Source organism: Phaeodactylibacter sp., from assembly GCF_040219495.1.
Classification (GTDB): Bacteria; Bacteroidota; Bacteroidia; order Chitinophagales; family Saprospiraceae; genus Phaeodactylibacter.
On record NZ_JAVJSK010000020.1, the window covers coordinates 41,523 to 60,105 of the forward strand.

Annotated in this window: 9 protein-coding genes; 3 read left to right on the forward strand and 6 right to left on the reverse strand. The window is 54.8% G+C overall.

Annotated elements, in window-relative coordinates; all coding sequences use genetic code 11:
• Positions 1-189 precede the first annotated feature (189 nt).
• The 6 genes from RIC19_RS03680 to RIC19_RS03705 form a co-directional block, all read right to left on the reverse strand.
• The gene (locus tag RIC19_RS03680) at positions 190-1,383 is read right to left on the reverse strand and encodes a Wadjet anti-phage system protein JetD domain-containing protein (protein WP_350176936.1); all 1,194 of its coding nucleotides are present in this window, start codon (positions 1,381-1,383) and stop codon (positions 190-192) included.
• A complete protein-coding gene (locus RIC19_RS03685; RefSeq protein ID WP_350176937.1) occupies positions 1,380-4,862 on the reverse strand; it encodes an ATP-binding protein in 3,483 nt (1,160 codons plus the stop codon). Before RIC19_RS03685 ends, RIC19_RS03680 begins: the two co-directional genes overlap by 4 nt.
• A complete protein-coding gene (locus tag RIC19_RS03690) occupies positions 4,862-5,446 on the reverse strand; it encodes a DUF4194 domain-containing protein (protein WP_350176938.1) in 585 nt (194 codons plus the stop codon). The genes RIC19_RS03685 and RIC19_RS03690 overlap by 1 nt, the downstream gene beginning before the upstream one ends.
• A complete protein-coding gene (locus RIC19_RS03695) occupies positions 5,443-6,903 on the reverse strand; it encodes a DUF3375 domain-containing protein (RefSeq protein WP_350176939.1) in 1,461 nt (486 codons plus the stop codon). The genes RIC19_RS03690 and RIC19_RS03695 overlap by 4 nt, the downstream gene beginning before the upstream one ends.
• Before the next feature lie 11 nt (positions 6,904-6,914).
• Complete coding sequence (locus RIC19_RS03700; protein WP_350176940.1) at positions 6,915-9,401, reverse strand: DEAD/DEAH box helicase; 2,487 nt, start codon at positions 9,399-9,401, stop codon at positions 6,915-6,917.
• Positions 9,402-9,565: 164 nt separating this feature from the next.
• A complete protein-coding gene (locus RIC19_RS03705; RefSeq protein WP_350176941.1) occupies positions 9,566-9,787 on the reverse strand; it encodes a hypothetical protein in 222 nt (73 codons plus the stop codon).
• Between the two features lie 434 nt (positions 9,788-10,221).
• Here RIC19_RS03705 and RIC19_RS03710 point away from each other — a divergent pair, with 434 nt between their 5' ends.
• The 3 genes from RIC19_RS03710 to RIC19_RS03720 all read left to right on the forward strand — a co-directional run bounded on the left by RIC19_RS03710 (position 10,222) and on the right by RIC19_RS03720 (position 18,089).
• Positions 10,222-10,890 carry a hypothetical protein gene (locus tag RIC19_RS03710; protein WP_350176942.1) on the forward strand — a complete coding sequence of 223 codons (669 nt, stop codon included), beginning with the start codon at positions 10,222-10,224 and terminating at the stop codon, positions 10,888-10,890.
• A gap of 69 nt (positions 10,891-10,959) precedes the next feature.
• Complete coding sequence (locus RIC19_RS03715; RefSeq protein ID WP_350176943.1) at positions 10,960-13,083, forward strand: flotillin family protein; 2,124 nt, start codon at positions 10,960-10,962, stop codon at positions 13,081-13,083.
• Between the two features lie 179 nt (positions 13,084-13,262).
• Positions 13,263-18,089: a DNA repair ATPase gene (locus RIC19_RS03720; RefSeq protein WP_350176944.1), complete on the forward strand. Its 4,827-nt coding sequence runs from the start codon at positions 13,263-13,265 to the stop codon at positions 18,087-18,089.
• Positions 18,090-18,583: the final 494 nt, after the last annotated feature.

Here is an 18,583-nt window from a genome sequence, read left to right on the forward strand (position 1 = left end):
CTGTGGTCTTAAAACCGGGTAGAACCATTAAGACTATGTTGGGATTTCACCCTTTGGGCTGCATTTGCCAAATTTTATCCTGAACTTCGTTGCTCTTCAGTCGCTTAACTCAGGCTAAGCTCCTTCATCCCGCCTTGTTCAGAATAAAATTTGACTACATTCGCTCCAAAAGCGAATTCCCAACATAGTCTAAAACAACGCCTCAAGTATCTGTTTGACATAGTCCAGGGGAATATGCTCTTGCTCCAGCCTCATCCGTCGGGCATTGAGCTCCTCAAACAAGGCTTTCTCCTTATTATTAAGCCCTGGCAAGTTCGCGGCCGGACTGTATGGGGCATCGTAATGAACGTATTCCGCGAATACCTTCAGCGTCTGCTCATCCATCAGGAAAGGCCGGACATGAGGATGGTGGGCCCTCAACCGGGAGAGGATTTGCAGACCGTGTGCGTCAATGTCTCCCCAGTAGAACAGCTCAACTTCTGATAGCCAGGCCACTTCCGATAGCGCCCCCACCCCAAAGCCACTTCCGAAAATACCAATCGTCTCCTTTGCCTGAGGAAGCGTTAGCAAATTCATCAGGTTGGTATAGTTGGTCTTGTTTTCCAAAATAATGGCCCGACGCACTGTCAACTTCAGCTGTGCAAGTGCATCAAGGGGCAGCGCCAAATCCTGTACCCCGGAGAAATACTGATCCGCCAGGGAGACATCCATCAGCCTGAGGCGGACCATCGGCTGCCGGTATTTTAGCCCGTAGCGCTGTTCAAAATGGCGCACACCCCGAAATTGATCATTGATGCGGGACCCCGGCAGCACTTCATCCAGCAAGCTGATGAGTAGCCGTTTATGGGTTTCAATAAACTTGGTGGGGATATCCAGGGGCAGCTCCCGGATGTAATATTGCCCCGGCCTGTGCTCCTCCATGAAGTAACGGACTACTTTTAACAGCTCATTCCATTGGGTGTGATGGCTTTCCACATCAAGGGGGGAAGCGATGCACCAGAGCTGCAGACCAGGGATTGCTCCGGCGATCATAGCGGCATCTGCCATGACCTGAGCATAAGCCTGCTCGCGCTTCAGCAAGTACAAATAATCTTCAAGGGTTGCCACATAAATACTGTGGATAAAGCGGTTGCGGCCAATGCTGCGGTAATCCCGCTCTTCCCAGCTTAGGCTCCAGCCCTTAGGCTTGTAGGGGCGGCTGCGCTTTAACCATTGTTCCTGACTCGAGCGTACCTCATCAAAGTTTTCTATCCACTCCTTTGGTTTGGGCTTGCCGATACGGCTCAGGGAGCGCGGAAAGTAATCTACCTGCTCCAATCCGGCCCGCAACACCTTTGGCCACCACTTTTCCAGCTGCTGAAGGGCTGCTTTTTCGGTAATCATGACTTTGAAGTATTAACGGCTTTCTCCCGGGCTGCTTTCTCTGCCTGGTATTCCGCAATACTGATATTGCGCACCATAGACGACTGCCCGGTGGGGTTGGACACGTAGTGCACCGTCGAGATATGCTTTTCGATGACGTTGATTTTTTGCAAAGGCGTCACGATAAGCAACTGCAAATTGAGCCGCTCGAATAGCTGCAGCCCGTACCTCGTACTCTCATCCGAGCCACGCCCGAAGGCCTCATCGATTACGACAAAGCGGAAGGATCTCGACCGGGAGCGCCCCCATTCCAGCCCAAACTGAAAGGCAATGGCGGAAGCTAGGATCGTATAGGCCAGTTTTTCCTTTTGCCCACCGGATTTACCGGAGGAGTCACTGAAATATTCATGCAGCTCATTGGTCTCCCGGTAGCGCTCTTCGGCACCAAAGGTGTACCATTGCCTTACATCAGTTACCTTCTTCGTCCAGCGGCTATCCTCTTCGGTATGACCACCAAAGCGGTCGAGTAGCCGCTTGACGTGCTCAAATTTTTCTTCGGTGTACAGCTCTTCGTCTGCAACATCACCGTAAGTATTGGACAGACAGGCCCGTAGATCCTGTTTGAACGTAGTGATGTCTTCACTATGTACCTGCTCTTTGGAGATACTGATGTACCGCCCGGGGTTGTAGTCAATCTCCCGCAGGTGCTGATTGATTTCGTTAATTTTACGGTTGATGTCCTGCTCGAAGTTATCGAGCTTGGACTTGAACATTAGGATGCTTTGTATGGTCTTGGTGCGCAACAGCTCCCGGAAGCGTTCTTCATGCCGGGGGATGTCATCCTTTTGCAGCCGCTCATACCGCTCGCGGAATTCGCCCACCGACCGGATATCAGCATCCACATCCACTACTTCTTCGGGGAATTGCTGTTTGAAGGTGGTCATTTTTTGAACGATGCGCTGCGCCAGCCGGCTTTCCTGATCGCGGAATTTGCGGATCATCCCCTTATTGCCTTCAATTTTATCCCTCAGCTGCTGTTCGGTTTTTGCCAATGCCTCTGCCGGCTCTGCCCCACTCAGATCCGGCAGGTGCTTTCGCAATTGGGCCGAGGGCTCCGGTTCGGGTATTGTGATCTCTTTACAGGCATTGAACACGCTGCCGGCCACCTCATTCGTCACTTCTTTGCCCACCGCGCTTATGGGGAGCGGTGGTAGCCCGGTTTGCTGAAGAAAGGCCGTGATTAAACCCAGCAATTTGGAAAGCGTATCCTTTTGTACGCCCTTACGCTCGTACTGCTTGCCTACCTGAGCGCGCAACTTGCGTTCGAGCGCTTCCGCCTCCACGATTTTCGCCTGCAAATCCCTCAATTCTTCCGATCCCGATTCAAGGCGCTGTTGTTCTTCCTGCAGCTGAGCAATACGGATGACAAGCGGCTTAAAATCCAGGGATTCAAATGATGGGCACTCCAGTAGCCGCTCAAGTATGCGCCGCTGTTCGTCCAAAGCCCGTTCTGTATTGCGTAATACCTTCTGCTCAGCCTGTGCGCCTGATAGCTCGCCCTGTACCTCGCGTTGTTCTTCCTCCAGCGCCTTGATTTTCGGCTTGTTGCTCCAGCCCAGAATATATTGCCGCCGGTCGTTCACATCATAGCGGTCGTCTTTGGTATGCCGCACCCGGCTGTCCTTGCTTTGGCCACCCGGTGTAAGGGCGCGGGCAGCCCGGCGGAACTCGGCCATCGTATTGCAGCAGGTGTAATCATACCGGTTGGCCAACTCCATTTCCAGCCATTCGTAAAACGGGGTATCGGTTTTGATCTGTACTTTCCGTACCAGCGAATTGGCATCCGGCTCACTATTTTGGCTGCCCCGGTGTGGCAAAGTGCGCAGGTACACCAGTTTGCCCCCGAGATGGTTCCGGTCCAAGAAATTGCTGACGGCTTCATAGTGTTGGTCAGGGACCAGCAGGCTAAGGCCAAAGCCCCGCAGTTGCCGCTCGATCGCTCCCTCCCAGTGGGCCTCTTCCGGGAGCACCTGTAGGAGTTCGCCGGCAAAAGGCAGGTCTTCTTCCGTCAGGTTCAGCCCGGTGAGCAGCTTTTGCCGGAGCTTTAGGTTGCGCTGCGGGATTTGAGTAGGCCGCTGCCGCAGGGAGTGTAGCTCCTTGTCCAGCTCCTCCAGCCGCGCCCGGTGCTTGTCAATACGGACAGCTAAAGGGTCGCGGGCTTCCTGCAGCTCCTCCAATTGTGCCAAAGCTTGCTCTTGTTGGGCTACGAAGCGGTGCTGCTGCTCCACAAAGCCGGCCACTGCTGTTGGCATGCTTAAGCTAATCCCATGACTGCCTGCCAGGAATTGGCCCAATTCAGTAAGCTGATCTTCGTACTTACGGGCTTGCGCTCGCCGGCGCTCACTTTCTGCGCTTTGCTCTTTGATTTTCAGCTTAATTTGAGCCAACTGCTGATTGACACTCAGGTTGTCGCGGGCTGCCTTCAGCCGGGCGAGCTCTTCCCGTGACTGTTGCTCTTGCTGCTGCAAATCAAGAATTTCGGCCTCCAGGGTTTCCCAGTCTTGTTTTAGACGATCCATGCTGCGGATCGCCGCCTGAAGCTTAGCTTTCGCAAAATAGCCAGGTAGTTCATCCAGCAGCGCTTCCAGACGATGGATTTGCTCGAGCACCTTTTCCCGCTCATCCGCTTCTTCTATCATGGGCTGCAGGAGATCGCGCTGCTGCCTTGCCTGCGCCACCAACCGGTGAGCCATAGTGAGGTCGGCATACTTCGCCACCAGCTCGTTGATGTCCTCCTGAATGTTGGTTTGCCCCAGCATCTGCTCCCGGACGAACTCGGTGAGGTTGCCGACCGATTTCATAGATACCGTCTGGTAAAACAGGTCCAGTGCTTCGGGCTGCCGGATGCCAAAAACCTGCCGGAAGCGGTCGGCATAGGCACTAAAGCTATTGAACAGCTCTGCACCCCGCTGCTTGCGCAGTTGTTTTTTGAGCTGCCGGATATCCGTTCCGAAGTTGCTGAAGTCCGGGTCGATCTGCAAAGCCTCCTCTGACAGCAGATAGAAGCGTTTGACGCTGTCGTCCTGCATCCAGTACACCTGTGCCAGAGTGGCGAAGGCGTCTTGAGCCGCGTTGGCAAACACCGCTAGCAGCAAGGTCAGGTGTTTATTATCGGGCCGCAGGTACACATCACGCCCTTTACTAGCCGTATTGACTTTTTCGTTTTTATAAGCACCCCGGACGTAGCTAAGGAGGTTGCGTTCCCGGCTTTCTGCTCCGGCAGCTTTGTTGTAGGTGATCTTTTGCTGAGGTACCAGTAAGGTTGTAATGGCATCTACCAACGTAGATTTTCCGGAACCAATATCGCCGGTAAGCAAGGCATTCTGACCGTTGGGGCTGATTTCCCAAATGTGCTTGTCGAAGGTTCCCCAGTTGAGGACTTCCAGGCGTTGCAGGCGGTAACCGGCTGAGGGCATTTGTGTTTCAGGTTGAGCTGGCATCAGTATTCTTTTTGGGCTTCAGCGTAGGCTTGGAGCTGCCCGAGGATTTCGTTCAGTTTTTCGATAGGGACGTAGGCTTTCAGGATACGGCTCACTTCGTAGCGGTCTTCTTCCCGCACGGTCTGCAGGAAGCCAAAGTTGATCATTTTTTTGATGTCGGCCCGGAGCTTATCTTCCTGTTTGCGCTCATTGGCGGTGGTATCATCCCAGTACAGCCGCATCATTTCTGCGATATCGCTGTAGCGCAAGACCAACCTGACTTCGCTACCTTCTGACTCAAATTCAAGGAGGCGCTTACGCAAAAGCACAATGAGTAGCGTTTGGTGATAACTCAACCGACGGCGGGTCATCAGGCGGGGCTGTGGTTCGGCCTCCTCTTCTTCCGGTTGCTGGCGCAGATAGGCATAACCATCCCCTTCCTCAACGATCAATTCCAGCCCCAGCACCTCAAAATAGGTACGCAGACGCTCCCGGTATCGCAGGAGGAGGTTCCAGGCATCGAGGTGCTGCTCCCGGTACAGGATGCCCTTCAGCAGATAGACCGCCGGGGAACGGATTTCGGCTTTTACAGATGGTTCACTCATTTCAGAAACAAGATTTGGGGCAGCTCTACGGCATAGGTACGCCCCTCGCTTTCATAAAATAATTTTTCCTGCTGTTTGGTATTGACTACTGCTTTTTGCCTGAGCTCCCACTGCGTAGCCAGGCTGAAATAGGCAACCACCTCGCTCAACCCTTTCTCTACCGGCGTATGCGCCACTATTTCTTTAAGGCTCACCTGCTTTTTGCCGCGCAGCATTTTTTGGATTCGCCCCTTCAGCTCCTCCGGATCGATGTAGAGTTGATTGTAGAGCCCCTCTGCCAATACCTTTATAGCATTGCCCGGTACTGGCTGATCAGTTGCCAGCTGAAGCTCATCGGCAGGTTGAAAAAGGCGGCGCTCCATCACGAGGTTCACGGCAGGCTTCCCGGCGATATCGCTAAAGAAGCGTTGAGGGGGCGGATGGCTTTTGACCTGTAGAGCCAACTGCTCAATTTCTTCAATCACCTGCCCGGCACGGCGGTTTTCCAAAAAAGTACGGGAGGCCAGAAAACGGCGCAATTGTTCTATGAGGCGGGTCGTGGTCCGGTCTACCCGCTCGCCGGCCTCAACCAGCAGGATTTTAAGGCGCGGAAGTACAGAGTAGGCGCGGTAGGCTTCCAGCTCCGGCTGCTCAAACAGCTGCTCCGCCATTTGGTCGAGGCGGTCCTGCCGCTCCTGGTCCATCAAAAAAGCCCAGAAAGCCGTGAAGGTCTTCCCCTGATCCGTCTCCATGATGGCATCCTGTGCAGAGAAAATCTCGTCCAGTACCTGCCCCCGGCTGTGCTGCCGGTTGATCTGCTCTTCCCGCGCTTTGGTATTGAGCTGCCGGAAGTTCTCTTCAATCTGCCGGAAATCTGCCAGCAACTTGGCTGCGGTTTCTTCGATCAGCCCCAGCTGTTCGCGCATGCGGGTGGGGTCAAGACGGCTGACTTCGCCTTCTTCCAATTCCATAATTTGCCGGTCCAGTTCCAGGCGCTGAGCCAGGAGTTGATCAAGGCGTGCCTGTGCATCCGTGGAGCTGCCATAGGTCAAATCCTGCAACATGTTGAAGAGCTGTAACAGCCTGGATTCAGCGCCGACAAACTCGCGCTTGTCGAGTTCTGCCATCCAAACCAGGGCTTGCTCCGTAGCCGGGGTGAGCTCGAAGGTAGCCTCCGGTGCACCTACCTCGTAGTACTGCCGCAGGAAGCCTTCCTGTGTCCATTCTTCCAGGTACGCCCGTGCAGTCCGTGGGTAAGGTTTCCCTCCCTCTTCTGCCCCTTCATTGGCGGCAAACAGAAAATCAGACAACATCGTGTTGAGCTCCTGACTGCCGTAGGCCTGCCGGCGTTCTTCGCGGAAGGCACGCCAGAGGAATGCAGCAATCATCGGGGCATGCGTTTTGCGCAAAAGCCGGACTGCCCTGTGCTCTTCCAACAACCTGCCTACCTCCTCGATATTCGAAAACCGGTCTGCCATAATTACCTCTTTTACCCCAGCTTGCTGAGCAGGCCGCCCAGCAACTTCGCCGCATTTTTGACTACATCAGAACCCTCTACCGGGATTTTCAGATACGACTGCCCGGTTTGTTCGTCCTTTTCTACAATTTCATCCACAAGTGCCTGAGTCGCCCGCTCATCAGCAAGCGTTTCTGAAAGCCGACCCAGAAAGCTTAGCCCCTCTGACAACAGCCCTGCTCCGGAGGAGGACTGAGGCTGCCTTGCCTGTGCAGGCGATCCCTGACTGGGCTTGGGCGTTGGTTCCGGTGTTGGTTCTTCATCTTCCCACCAGGCTTCGAGTGTAGCTTCGGAGGGCTCTACCGTTTCACTTCCGCGGTTGGCAGACACCTTCTCCAGGTCTTCGTCACTGCTGGCTTCCGCTGGTTCGTGATCAGGCATTTTTGCGGTTTTCACGCGTTCCAGCTCTTCCATAAAGTCCTTAAACTTGCGGTCACTCATGAAGACGCTATCCTGTGCCGTGTCCAGAACGGCTTCCGCCAATGACGACTTGAACTGCAGGGTCTGTAACATGCGGTGCTCTATGGTGCCTTCTGCGATGAGGTTGATGACTTGTACCTGCCGCTCCTGCCCAATGCGGAATACGCGCCCAATACGCTGCTCCAGCACTGCCGGGTTCCAGGGCAGGTCCAGGTTAATGACAAGCGCGGCTTTCTGCAAGTTGAGCCCTACGCCCCCCGCGTCTGTCGACAGGAACACCCGGCATTCGGGGTCTTCCCGAAAGCGGTCCAGCAATGCACCACGCTTACTGCCCGGAATGCTGCCGTGCAGATAGGCGAAGGGGATCTCGCGGGCTTCCAGCTCCTGAGCGACAAGGCGTGTCATGCGCTCCCATTGGCTAAACACCACCGCGCTTTCGCCTGCTTCTGCAAGGTGCTCCTCCAGAATGTAAAACAGCTCGTCGAGCTTGGTATCGTGACGGGTTTGCTGATCAATCAGGTAGGTACTGTTGCAGGACATGCGCATGAGATTGAGGCAGCTCAGCAAACGCCTGCGGTCTTTTTCGGTGAGAAAGCCCATACGCTGCCATTTAGCCACCAACTGTGCTACGTCAGCATCATAACTGTTGTGCATTTCCATCTGCCGGGGCGTCATCGGCACCAATAGCTGCTGATCCCGCCGCGGAGGCAACTGCTTGAGTACTTCCCGCTTTCGGCGTCGGATCATCACCTTATTCAATTTGTTGTAGATAGCATCCAGGTTACGGTAGCCCCGCACGATGCCGTTTTCGTCTTTCACCTGATGCCGGTAAAGCAATAAATAAAGTGGCCCCATCAGGTATTGGTCCAGAAACTGAACAATAGAATAAAGGTCTTCCAACTTATTTTCCAGAGGGGTGCCGGTGAGTGCGATCCGGTAGGGTGCTTCCAACCGCTTTACTGCCCGGGCAATTTTTGTGTCCCAGTTTTTGATCCGCTGGGCTTCGTCAATGACTAATAAATCCGGATTTGCGGCATTCAGATGAGGGTAATCCCTGGCCACCACATTATAGGTCAGTATTTTATAGACCGGCTCAAAGTCGTCATACTGCGCTCTGCGTTTGTGGGCAGGCCCTTCCACCACGTGTGCCTGCTGTCCGGTAAACCGTTCGATTTCAGAACGCCACTGATACTTGAGCGAAGTAGGACAAATGATAAAAACACTGCTGATGCCCATCTCGCGCCGGTAAAGCTCTGCAGCGGCTATCGCCTGAATGGTTTTGCCCAGGCCCATCTCATCAGCAATAAGGCAACGACCGGCTCTGAAGGCAAACAGGATGCCTTCCTCCTGATAAGGATATAGGGTAGTTTGGACCAGGCCGTCGAGTCCACCGGGCGCTTTCGCTAATGTTGCAGCCCTGCCGCTCCGCTGTGTATCAGCCCGCTTTTGAATAACGAAATCCAGCACATCCGGATAGCAACGAAAAGCCGGAGCAAGTCCCCGGGCTTTTTCTAAAAACTGGTCAAAATCCGGATAGGCATACTCATAGAGCACCCCAGCCTCATCAAAGTAGTCTTGGGCCAGTTTTTGCAGCGCTTCCGCTTCCTCTCCTCCGAGGCGCAGGCGCAAACGCCGCTCTTCCCCATACTCCAGATAAACAGAACTGTAATTGCGGGCTGGCGGTGGCTTACGAAAGTGCTGCTTATTGCCATGGGTATTGTATAGCTTGTGAAGTGCCCATTCGATATGCTTGCAGGTGCCTAGCGCATTAGTTTTAAAATCCATGCATTCACAAAAGTTCCCCCCGGGCTCCTGCCCTCTGAGCGCTACCCGGTAGTGGCTGTTCCGCTCTGGATTGATCACCGTGAAATCGGACCAGACCGGGTGCTCACCTTCGTTGACCAACTGAAAAGCCTGCTCTTTGCCATATTGCTTTCTAAGGTTGACCTGCCAGTCCCGGAGGGTCATTTCTTCCGGCTGCCGGTAGTAGCTTACCTTTTTGGGCTTCTTCTGCTTCTTTTCTGCTTTCTTTTTAGCCATTGATTTTCTAATCTTCTATTCTGTGTTTATGTAGTTATCCTGACCTGGAGGACTATAGCGGCCTGCCAGCTGCACTAAAAAAAACGACCTACATCCAAAGCACCGTAATCGCCTTCTGCTCATACTCCTGCTCCTCTCGCCGAATGCGTTCCTCCCAAGGCTGCTCAATGGATGTAGGGCTTGGCCTCAAAGATCATGAGATAGCCGTGCTGTTGACCCAGCTTGTCCATGTAGCGGCCGAGTTGGCGCAGACCATCGGACAAGGTATAGCTATCGTAGCGAATTTTCAACTCAATGGGGACCAGCTGGCCTTTCCAAAAAACAGCCAGGTCTGTGCGGTCATTGCCAGTGGCCATTTCCCGCTCAATCCGGCCACCGCCGTTCACTACCCTTTGCAGGAAGGTCAGAAGCAGCCGGTTAACCCATCAAATAGCCCCCGAAAAGGATCCACCATATAGTGCTTCCGGGGATCACACAAGCCCGCTGTGTTGAAAAATCGCTTCATAAATGTAAAGTTAAGTAATCTCCAGTAGCCCTGCATATTTGAACAGCAGCTAAGTGGTTACCCTCGCCACAGCTCATTTTCGTCGGAATTCTGTACAGCTTCGACGAGGAAAATGGAAGAATCAGTGAATTTTAACACATTTTAAGATCGTATTCAGAATAACAGGGTAAGAAAGTACCCATTCCTGAAATGATATACTGAGGATTAGCCAACCGAGCAACGCTCCGCGCTAGCGCCTCCCCGACACAACATCAACAAATTACTGTATAACCCTTGCTTGCTGTGCCCCCGCTGCAAGCTTAAAAACCTTTGCCAATGCAAGACCTTCTGAATGCTGCAATAGCGGGCGTCAACCTGCCCTTCACTTTGCTGCTAGGCCTCGTCATCCTGTACTGGCTGTCGGTCATACTCGGGGCAGTAGACCTCAGCGCTTTCGACTTTGATGTCGATGCGGAGGTTGATCTTGATGTAGACGCCGATATCGATACCGATGTAGACGCAGGCGGTATGAGCGGCTGGTTCGCCGGGGCCTTGCATTTTTTCAACTTCGGGCGTGTGCCCTTTATGCTGGTCCTCACCGCGACGGTGCTTACTGCCTGGGTACTCGCCATTTTGGGCAACCACTATCTGGGGCATTACAGCCCTGCCTACGCGCTGGCCACTGCCGTCCCCATCTTGTTCATTGGGCTACTGGTGTCCAAAGTGGTTACAACGCCATTTGTGCCGATCTTTGAGCAAATCAGCAAGGAAGCACAACCCATGGACTACATCGGGCAAGCCTGTGAGCTGATCCTGCCGGCCAGCTTTACGCAAATGGGGCAGGCCCGGGTACAGGTAGAAGACGACGAGCTACTCATCTATGTCAAAACAGCAACGCCTGAACTGCAACTGCCAAGCGGGGCCAAGGGGGTGGTCTCCCGTACTGCCCCTGATGGCAGCCACTACCTCATACGGCCCTATCCGGAAGACGAACCCCTTCTGTAATCACAACATACACGGCGCAGTACGCTGCTCCTGAACACATAAATTGACAAACCCTTAAATTCTCAATCCATGATCTTACTCCAAAACCTGGCCGGCCCATTGGGCTGGACCGTACTGGGCATCAGCCTGTTGGTGGTCTTCGGCCTCATCGTCATGCTCATTAGCTGGTACAAGAAAGTGCCACAGGGCAAAGCCATCATCCGTACTGGCGTAGGCGGCACCAAAGTCGCCATCGAAAACGGCATCATTGTAGTGCCTGGTATTCAGATGCACGAAGTGATGGACCTCTCCGTGCGCACCATCGAAATCAGCCGCATGAAGGAAGATGGCCTGATCTGCAAAGACAATATCCGCGCGGACACCAAAGTCGTTTTCTTTGTGCGTATCAATAAAGAAGTGGCTGACATCAAAAAGGTCGCACAGTCTATCGGCTGTGAGCGGGCCTCAGATACCGCCACCCTGCGGGAGCTGTTTGAAGCCAAATTCTCAGAAGCCATCAAAACGGTAGGTAAGCGCTTCGACTTTGTGGAGCTCTACGACAGCCGCGAGAAATTCAACTCTGAAATACAGAACGCCATCGGGCTCAACCTCAATGGCTACATCCTGGAGGATGCTTCCATCGACTACCTGGAGCAGACCGACATCAGCTACCTTAAGGAAAACAACATCCTCGATGCCGAGGGTATCAAAAAGATCACCGAGCTGACCGCACAGCAGAAGGTGAAAGCCAACTTCATCCGCCGTGAGGAGGAGAAGACCATCACCGAGCAGAATGCGGAAGCCAAGGAAGCTATACTGGAATACGAGCGCCAACTCATCGAGAAAGAAGAGCGGCAGAAGCGGGAAGTGGCCAACATCAGAGCCCGGGAAACCGCCGAAATCGCCAAAATCAATGAAGAAGAGCGCCTGCGTTCCGAAATGGTCCGCATCAAAACGGAGGAGGAGCTTCAGGTCGCCGAAGAAAACCGTATGCGGCAGGTGATTGTCGCCCTGAAAAACAAGGAGCGGACCGAAGCCATCGAGCAGGAGCGCGTAGAGAAAGACCGTATGCTGGAGCGCACCGAGCGCGAGAAGATTGTCACCCTGGCCGAAATCGAGAAGCAGCGCGCGGTGGAAGAAGAGAAGAAGAACATTCAGGACGTCATCCGCGACCGCATCATGGTGGAGAAGAAGGTGGTCGAGCAGGAAGAGATCATCAAAGACACCAAGGTACTGGCTGAGGCCGAGCGCTTGCGGCAGAAGGAAGTCATTCAGGCGCAGGCCAAAGGCGAAGCCACCGTGATTGAGCAGCAGAAGAATGCTGAAGCAGCTAAGCTCGCCGCCGAAATGCAGGCCGAGAAGCTCCTGATCGACGCCGAGGCGCAGAAAAATGCCGCTGAGAAGGAAGCCGAAGCCCGCAAGATTCAGGCCGAAGCAACTGCCGCCGAAGAAGCCACTATCGGATTGTCGGAAGCACAGGTGATCGAGGCCAAAGCAAAAGCCAGGGAGCTGGAAGGCAAACTGGAAGCCAGCGTGTTGGAGCGCAAAGCTCAGGCCGAAGCCATCGGCATTGAAGCTAAAGCCGAAGCACTGCGCAAGCAGGGCCGTGCCGAGGCCGAAGTAGCCGACGAGAAAGGACAGGCTGATGCCCGTGTGCTGGAGCTGAAGTTTGCTGCCGAAGCCAAGGGCATTGAGCAGAAAGCAAACGCTATGAAAGAGCTGGACGGTGTGGGCCGCGAGCACGAGGAGTTCAAGATCCGACTGGAAACCGACAAGGAGATTCAGCTGGCCAATATCAATGTCTCCAAGGATATCGCTAACGCACAGGCAGGCGTCCTCGGTGAGGCCATGAAGCACGCCAACATCGACATCGTAGGCGGTGAAATGCAGTTTGTCAACAGTATCCTCAACTCCGTACAGCGGGGCAAGAGTATCGACGGTTTGATCAACAACAGCAGCCACCTGAGCAACCTCAGCCAAAACCTGCTGCCAGCATCCGGCTCAAATGGTGATGGCCTGCTCTCCCAACTGGGCAGCCTCATCCGCCGTGCCGGCCTGACGATGGACGACATCAAGGACCTCACCCTCACCGCTCTGCTGCTGCGCCTCGGCGAGCAGTCCGGCAACGTGGAGGAGAAAAGCCTGCTCAAGCGCCTGACCACCAAAGTGGAGGAGTTGGGGCTGGGGGGGCTTAGTGCGGGGCAATTGCTCTAGAGTAGGCCGGGGGAGGTTGAGGTTGAGGATAAGGTTGAGGCATACACGGCATGTTCTCCAGCCGCGGCAGCTAGCTGCCGTGCCAGGCGTACACGTCACCGCTCGCCTCAACCTCAACCTCAGCCTTAACCTCAGCCTCATCCCCAAGTCCCATTCCAAACCAACAAAACCTCAAAGCAATGACGCAAACCACCACCTACGATATCATCCGCAACCGCCTGCAGCAGCAAGCCGACGAGCTGCGCAACCGGCTACAGCAGCTCAATACCGCCCGTAAGGACGTCTTCGGCGCGGTGGAGAGCGCACTGATTGCCAACGACCGCATCACGACCGGCAATTACTGTACGGCGCGCGATATCGTGGCGGTAGGCGAGCACTGCATCCTGGGCTACAACGTACACCTCGGGCTACGTAGCGGTATCGCACTGCCGGATGTATTTAGCGTGTACCGTTTTACCGGTAAGGGTTTTGAAGCACAGGACTTTTCTCTCCTCCAAAACGAGGGCTTCCAAACCGACTTCCTGAACCTGTACCGCTACTATAAAGAGGCCTGCTTCGCCCGCTTTGCACAGCGGGGCCGCTACCTCTACATGGTCTTCCAACTCAAGCCGGGCAGCCCTGACTTCAAAGCCTTCAAGTGGTTGCGCACGGACGATGGCCTGCAGTATGTGGACAACCGCTCCGATCAGGAGGTGCGCTTCCCTAACCAATACGAATTCCGCTGGCAGCAGGCCGGCCGGGATGAGCAGCGCCACGGACGGCACCCGCATGTCTCTATCCTCGACCGTGTCTTTGTGGAGACGACCGGAGGCGACCTGACCATCAAGGTAGAGGACAATACCGATGATGGCCGCGGCATCTATCAGGAGGCCGTGGAGTACAAAGACCAAACCCTGGATGATGCGGAATTTGCCTACGCCGATCTGGGCCATCTTATCGCCTTGCGCATCAAGCCTTATCAGGAAGACTACCGCTACTTCGTCTTCAACGAGAAGATGCAGACCGTAGAGCGCGTAGCTGCCCTGGCGGACTCCGGCGTGCTGCTCCCCGATCAGCAGGGCCTCATCTTTGCCAATGGCTACTACCTGCAAACGGGGGAGTACAAGCTTTTCGACCACTCTCCGACCGGGCTGCTGTTCAAAAAGCGGGTTGCTTCGCCCAATGGGGAGGACTTCCTGTTTGTATTCTACGGAGCGGACAGCGGCACCTACCTGCTGCTGCACTACAACATCATCAGTCAGGAAGTCGCTACGCCCATTCTCTGCCAGGGCTTCACCTTGTTCCCGAACGGGGAGCTGGTCTATTTCAAAGCCGAGGAAGAGCCCACCAAGCACCACGTGCTGCAGATTTGGCAAACGCCCTTTCTGGAAGGTGAGGCCATCCCTTCCGGGCATACCGACGCCTACCTGTACAAAGTAGGCAACAAAGACATCGTGCGCGCCATGGCCGAGTGCCAGGAGGTCCTCACTCTCACGGGAAAAGAAGACGCCTACGCCAACCTCTACGATGAGCTGGTAAAGCGCACCACCGATGTGCTCGACCGCTACTACTGGATCGATCAGCCTGATGCCTTTCAGATTGACGAACCCTTAAAAACACTACGGCAGACCGCCAACACCGCCATCGAAGAGTATGAGAAAAAACGGAGCGCCGAGCGCCGCGACAAAGCCGAAATGGAGCGCGTAGCTCAAGCCTCCCAAGCCCGCTTCGACAACATCCGCCGTGCCTCCTTTGATAGCATTGAGGACTTTGTGGACAATCTGGGCGGGCTACGGGCACTGCGGGGGGAAATCGCCGGAATGCGTGAACTACGGTATGCCGACCTGGAGCAGGTCGACGCTTTAGAAGAGCAAGCCCAAAAAGCACAGTCGCAACTGGCAGAAGACTGTATAACCTTCTTGTTGGAAGACAATGCGCTACAGCCTTATCGCAAGCAGATTGAGGCCGAAGCAGCGCATATTCCACAGTTGGAAACGGCCCGGCAGGCCGAAGAACTCGAGGCCGTCTTTGATAAGATCGGGCAAGCGCTGGAATTGCTCATCGAGATCGTCAGCAACCTCAAAATCGAAGACGCCACGCAGACCACCCGTATTATTGACGGCATCTCTGCCCTGTTTACTTTGCTCAATCAGCATAAAGCAGCGGTGAAGCAGCGCGGGAAGCAGTTCCGTACGCAGGAGTCCAAAGCCGAGTTCGATGCACAGCTCAAGCTGCTGGATCAGAGCATCATCAACTACCTCGACCTGGCCGATACGCCGGAGAAGTGCGACGACTACCTCACCAGGCTGATGGTACAGCTGGAAGAGCTGGAAGGGAAATTCGCGGAGGTCGATGCCTTTGTCACTGAGCTGTCCGTCAAGCGGGAAGAGGTCTACGCCGCCCTGGAGAGCCGCAAGAACAGCCTGGTGGAAGCGCGCAACAGCCGTACCGCTAATTTGGCGAAAGCCGCCGACCGCATCCTGGCCGGCATGCAAAAGCGCGCCGCTGCCTTTAAGGAGGAAGCCGAGGTCAACAGCTTCTTCGCTGCCGACCTGATGGTGGAAAAAGTACGCGGCCTCATCCGCCAACTGCAGGAGCTGGACGACAGCAACAAGGCCAATGCTGTGCAGACCCAACTGAAAACGCTGAAGGAAGATACCCTGCGCAGCCTGCGCGACCGTAAGGAGCTTTTCGAGGAGGGCGAGAACATCATCCGTCTCGGGCAGCACCGCTTCTCCGTAAATGTGCAGCCGCTGGAGCTGACTGTGGTGCAGGACGACGGGCAATTGCTGTACCACCTCACCGGCACCAACTTTTATGAGCCGATTGAGGACGAGGCGCTGTTGCACACCCAAGCCGTCTGGCAGCAAAGCCTGATTTCGGAAAACCCGGAGGTCTGCCGCAGCGAGTACCTGGCTTACCAATTGTACCGGGAGCATCCGGACTGGCCTGTTAAAACAGAGGCACTGCTACCGCTCGTAACTAAGGCCGCCGGGCAGCGCTACGCCGAGGGCTACACCAAGGGCATTCACGATGCTGATGCTACGATTATGCTTTCTACTCTGCTGGAAATGAGTCAGGGTATTGGACTGCTGCGCTTTCCGCCTACTGTGCGGGCTTGCGCCAAAAGCTGGTGGACCGCCTTCGTGGAGGCCGACCGGAAGGCGCTTTTGCAAAAGCAGCTAAAGAGCGCCGGCGAAATTCTGGAGCTCTTCCCCAATACCCGGGAATTTGACTACCTCATCGAAGAACTGGCGCAGGATTTGCGCACTTTTGTGGCTGACACCCGCCTGTTCCCTGCTTTTGCCGTGCCGCGCGCCGCTGAGTACCTGTTCCGCGAGCTGGCACAGGACGACCATTTTGTCATCAGTGCAGAAGCCGGGCAGCTGTACCGGCAGTTTGTAGATCTGCTCTCCGGCAAAAAAGCCCTGAAGCGCTTTAAGCAATCGCTCGATGCCCTGCGAGAGCGCCCCCGGGAGCGCTACCTGCTCATCCGTAAGTGGGTGCACGCTTTTCTGGAGGAGCAAGGGGAGGCGCAGTGGCTGCCGTATCAGGAGGAAATTGCGGCGTTGTTGTTCGCGGATGATTTTGAGAAAACACGGGTAATCGAATTGCCCACGAGCCGTCAGCTGGAAGGATTGCGGAGCGACCACCCGGTACTACAGGACGGACAGTATGCGCTCAACTTCCACGCCTTCATGGACAAGCTGGAGCGCTACTGCGGGGAAACCGTGCCCCTGTTTGAGCAATTCCAAAGCCGTAAGCGGGCACTCACAGGGGAGACGAAGGAAACCCTTCAGCTCGACAGCTTCAAGCCGCGGGTGATGAGCAGCTTTGTGCGCAACCGCCTTATCGACAAGGTGTACCTGCCCCTGTTTGGTGACAACCTCGCCAAGCAGATGGGCACGGCAGGCGAGCAGACCCGTACCGACCGCATGGGCCTGCTGCTGTTGCTGTCCCCTCCCGGCTACGGCAAGACCACGCTCATGGAGTACATCGCCAACCGCCTGGGGCTCATTTTTATGAAAATCAATGGCCCGGCGATCGGGCATCAGGTGACCTCCCTGGCACCCCAGGATGCCAATAGCATGGCTGCTGCCAAAGAGTTGGAGAAGCTTAACCTGGCCCTGGAAATGGGCGACAACGTCATGCTCTACGTAGACGACATACAGCACTGCCATCCGGAGTTTTTGCAAAAGTTCATCTCCCTCTGCGATGCGCAGCGCCGTATAGAGGGGGTGTACAAAGGCAAGGCGAAAACCTACGACCTGCGGGGCAGCCGTTTCGCTGTGGTCATGGCTGGCAACCCCTACACCGAGAGCGGCGACCGCTTCCAAATCCCGGACATGCTGGCTAACCGGGCAGATATTTACAACCTGGGAGACATCATCGGTGACTCTGCAGCGGCCTTCAAGCTCAGCTATCTGGAGAACGCCCTGACTTCCAACTCGACCCTGGCACAACTTGCCGGCAAGAGCACGAAGGATGTGCACACGCTCATCCAAAGCGTGGAAACCGGGCAGCTCGAAGGGTTGGAATATGAAGGCAGCCACAGCACTCAGGAGCTGACCGATTACCGGAAGGTGCTGCAGCTGCTGCTGAAAGTGCGCGATGTGGTATTGACCGTCAATCAGGCGTACATCCGCTCCGCAGCGATGGCCGATGACTACCGCACAGAGCCGGCGTTCAAGCTGCAAGGCTCCTACCGCAACATGAACAAGCTGGCGGAGAAGATCGCCCCCATCATGAACGAGTCGGAGCTGCGTACCCTGCTCCTCGCCCACTACGAAGGCGAAGTGCAAACGCTGACCGCAGACGCCGAGGCCAATTTCCTCAAGCTGAAGGAACTGCTCGGCTGGCAAAGCCCGGCGGAGGCAGAGCGCTGGTCGGCAATTAAAGCGGCATTCCAGAAAAAACAGCGCTTCGGCGGGGCGGGCGGCAGCGACCGCATGTCGCAGGTCATCGCACAGATGGATGCCTTTAATGAAGGGCTGGCGGGGATACGGCAGGCGTTGGAGGCGGAGTAATTGTAAGTAAGTACCCGCAAAGCAGGCAGAAAAACTGCTCTGTAAAAGAGAATGATGTAGCACTTTATCGCGGAGGCTGGCTGGAAGGTCAGTCTCCGCTTTCTATTAAATGGTTTAGCGAAAAGCAGAAGCCTTACTGGCTTTTCCTCTGAACGAAAAAAACTTCAAAAAATCAGGATTGGTTGGGAACGCTTTCAATTCCATTCCCGTTAATATCAATAACACTGCAACTATCCTGCCAATTTTATTAGAAAAAACAGATGAAGTATTTATATTTTATCCTTTTATCTAGTCATTTTACCACTAATACGTAAAAAGCCACTGTAGATGCTCCAATTTATATGCATTGATACAGTACGCTTTAAAACGGAAAACCGAAGCAAAAAATTTACTGAAGATTACTACGCTGAGCTAGTCTGCCATGCGCCTGCTCAGGGCTAAACTTGTTTTGCTAAAAGCCTGGAATCAGCGCCCCGATAAGGCAAGTACAGCGC

Bases quoted from the DNA above. Each gene is read 5' to 3' on its own strand.
- RIC19_RS03700 (WP_350176940.1), bottom strand. From the start codon at position 9,401: ATGGCTAAAAAGAAAGCAGAAAAGAAGCAGAAGAAGCCCAAAAAGGTA.
- RIC19_RS03710 (WP_350176942.1), top strand. From the start codon at position 10,222: ATGCAAGACCTTCTGAATGCTGCAATAGCGGGCGTCAACCTGCCCTTC.
- RIC19_RS03690 (WP_350176938.1), bottom strand. From the start codon at position 5,446: ATGAGTGAACCATCTGTAAAAGCCGAAATCCGTTCCCCGGCGGTCTAT.
- RIC19_RS03685 (WP_350176937.1), bottom strand. From the start codon at position 4,862: ATGCCAGCTCAACCTGAAACACAAATGCCCTCAGCCGGTTACCGCCTG.
- RIC19_RS03695 (WP_350176939.1), bottom strand. From the start codon at position 6,903: ATGGCAGACCGGTTTTCGAATATCGAGGAGGTAGGCAGGTTGTTGGAA.
- RIC19_RS03680 (WP_350176936.1), bottom strand. From the start codon at position 1,383: ATGATTACCGAAAAAGCAGCCCTTCAGCAGCTGGAAAAGTGGTGGCCA.
- RIC19_RS03715 (WP_350176943.1), top strand. From the start codon at position 10,960: ATGATCTTACTCCAAAACCTGGCCGGCCCATTGGGCTGGACCGTACTG.
- RIC19_RS03720 (WP_350176944.1), top strand. From the start codon at position 13,263: ATGACGCAAACCACCACCTACGATATCATCCGCAACCGCCTGCAGCAG.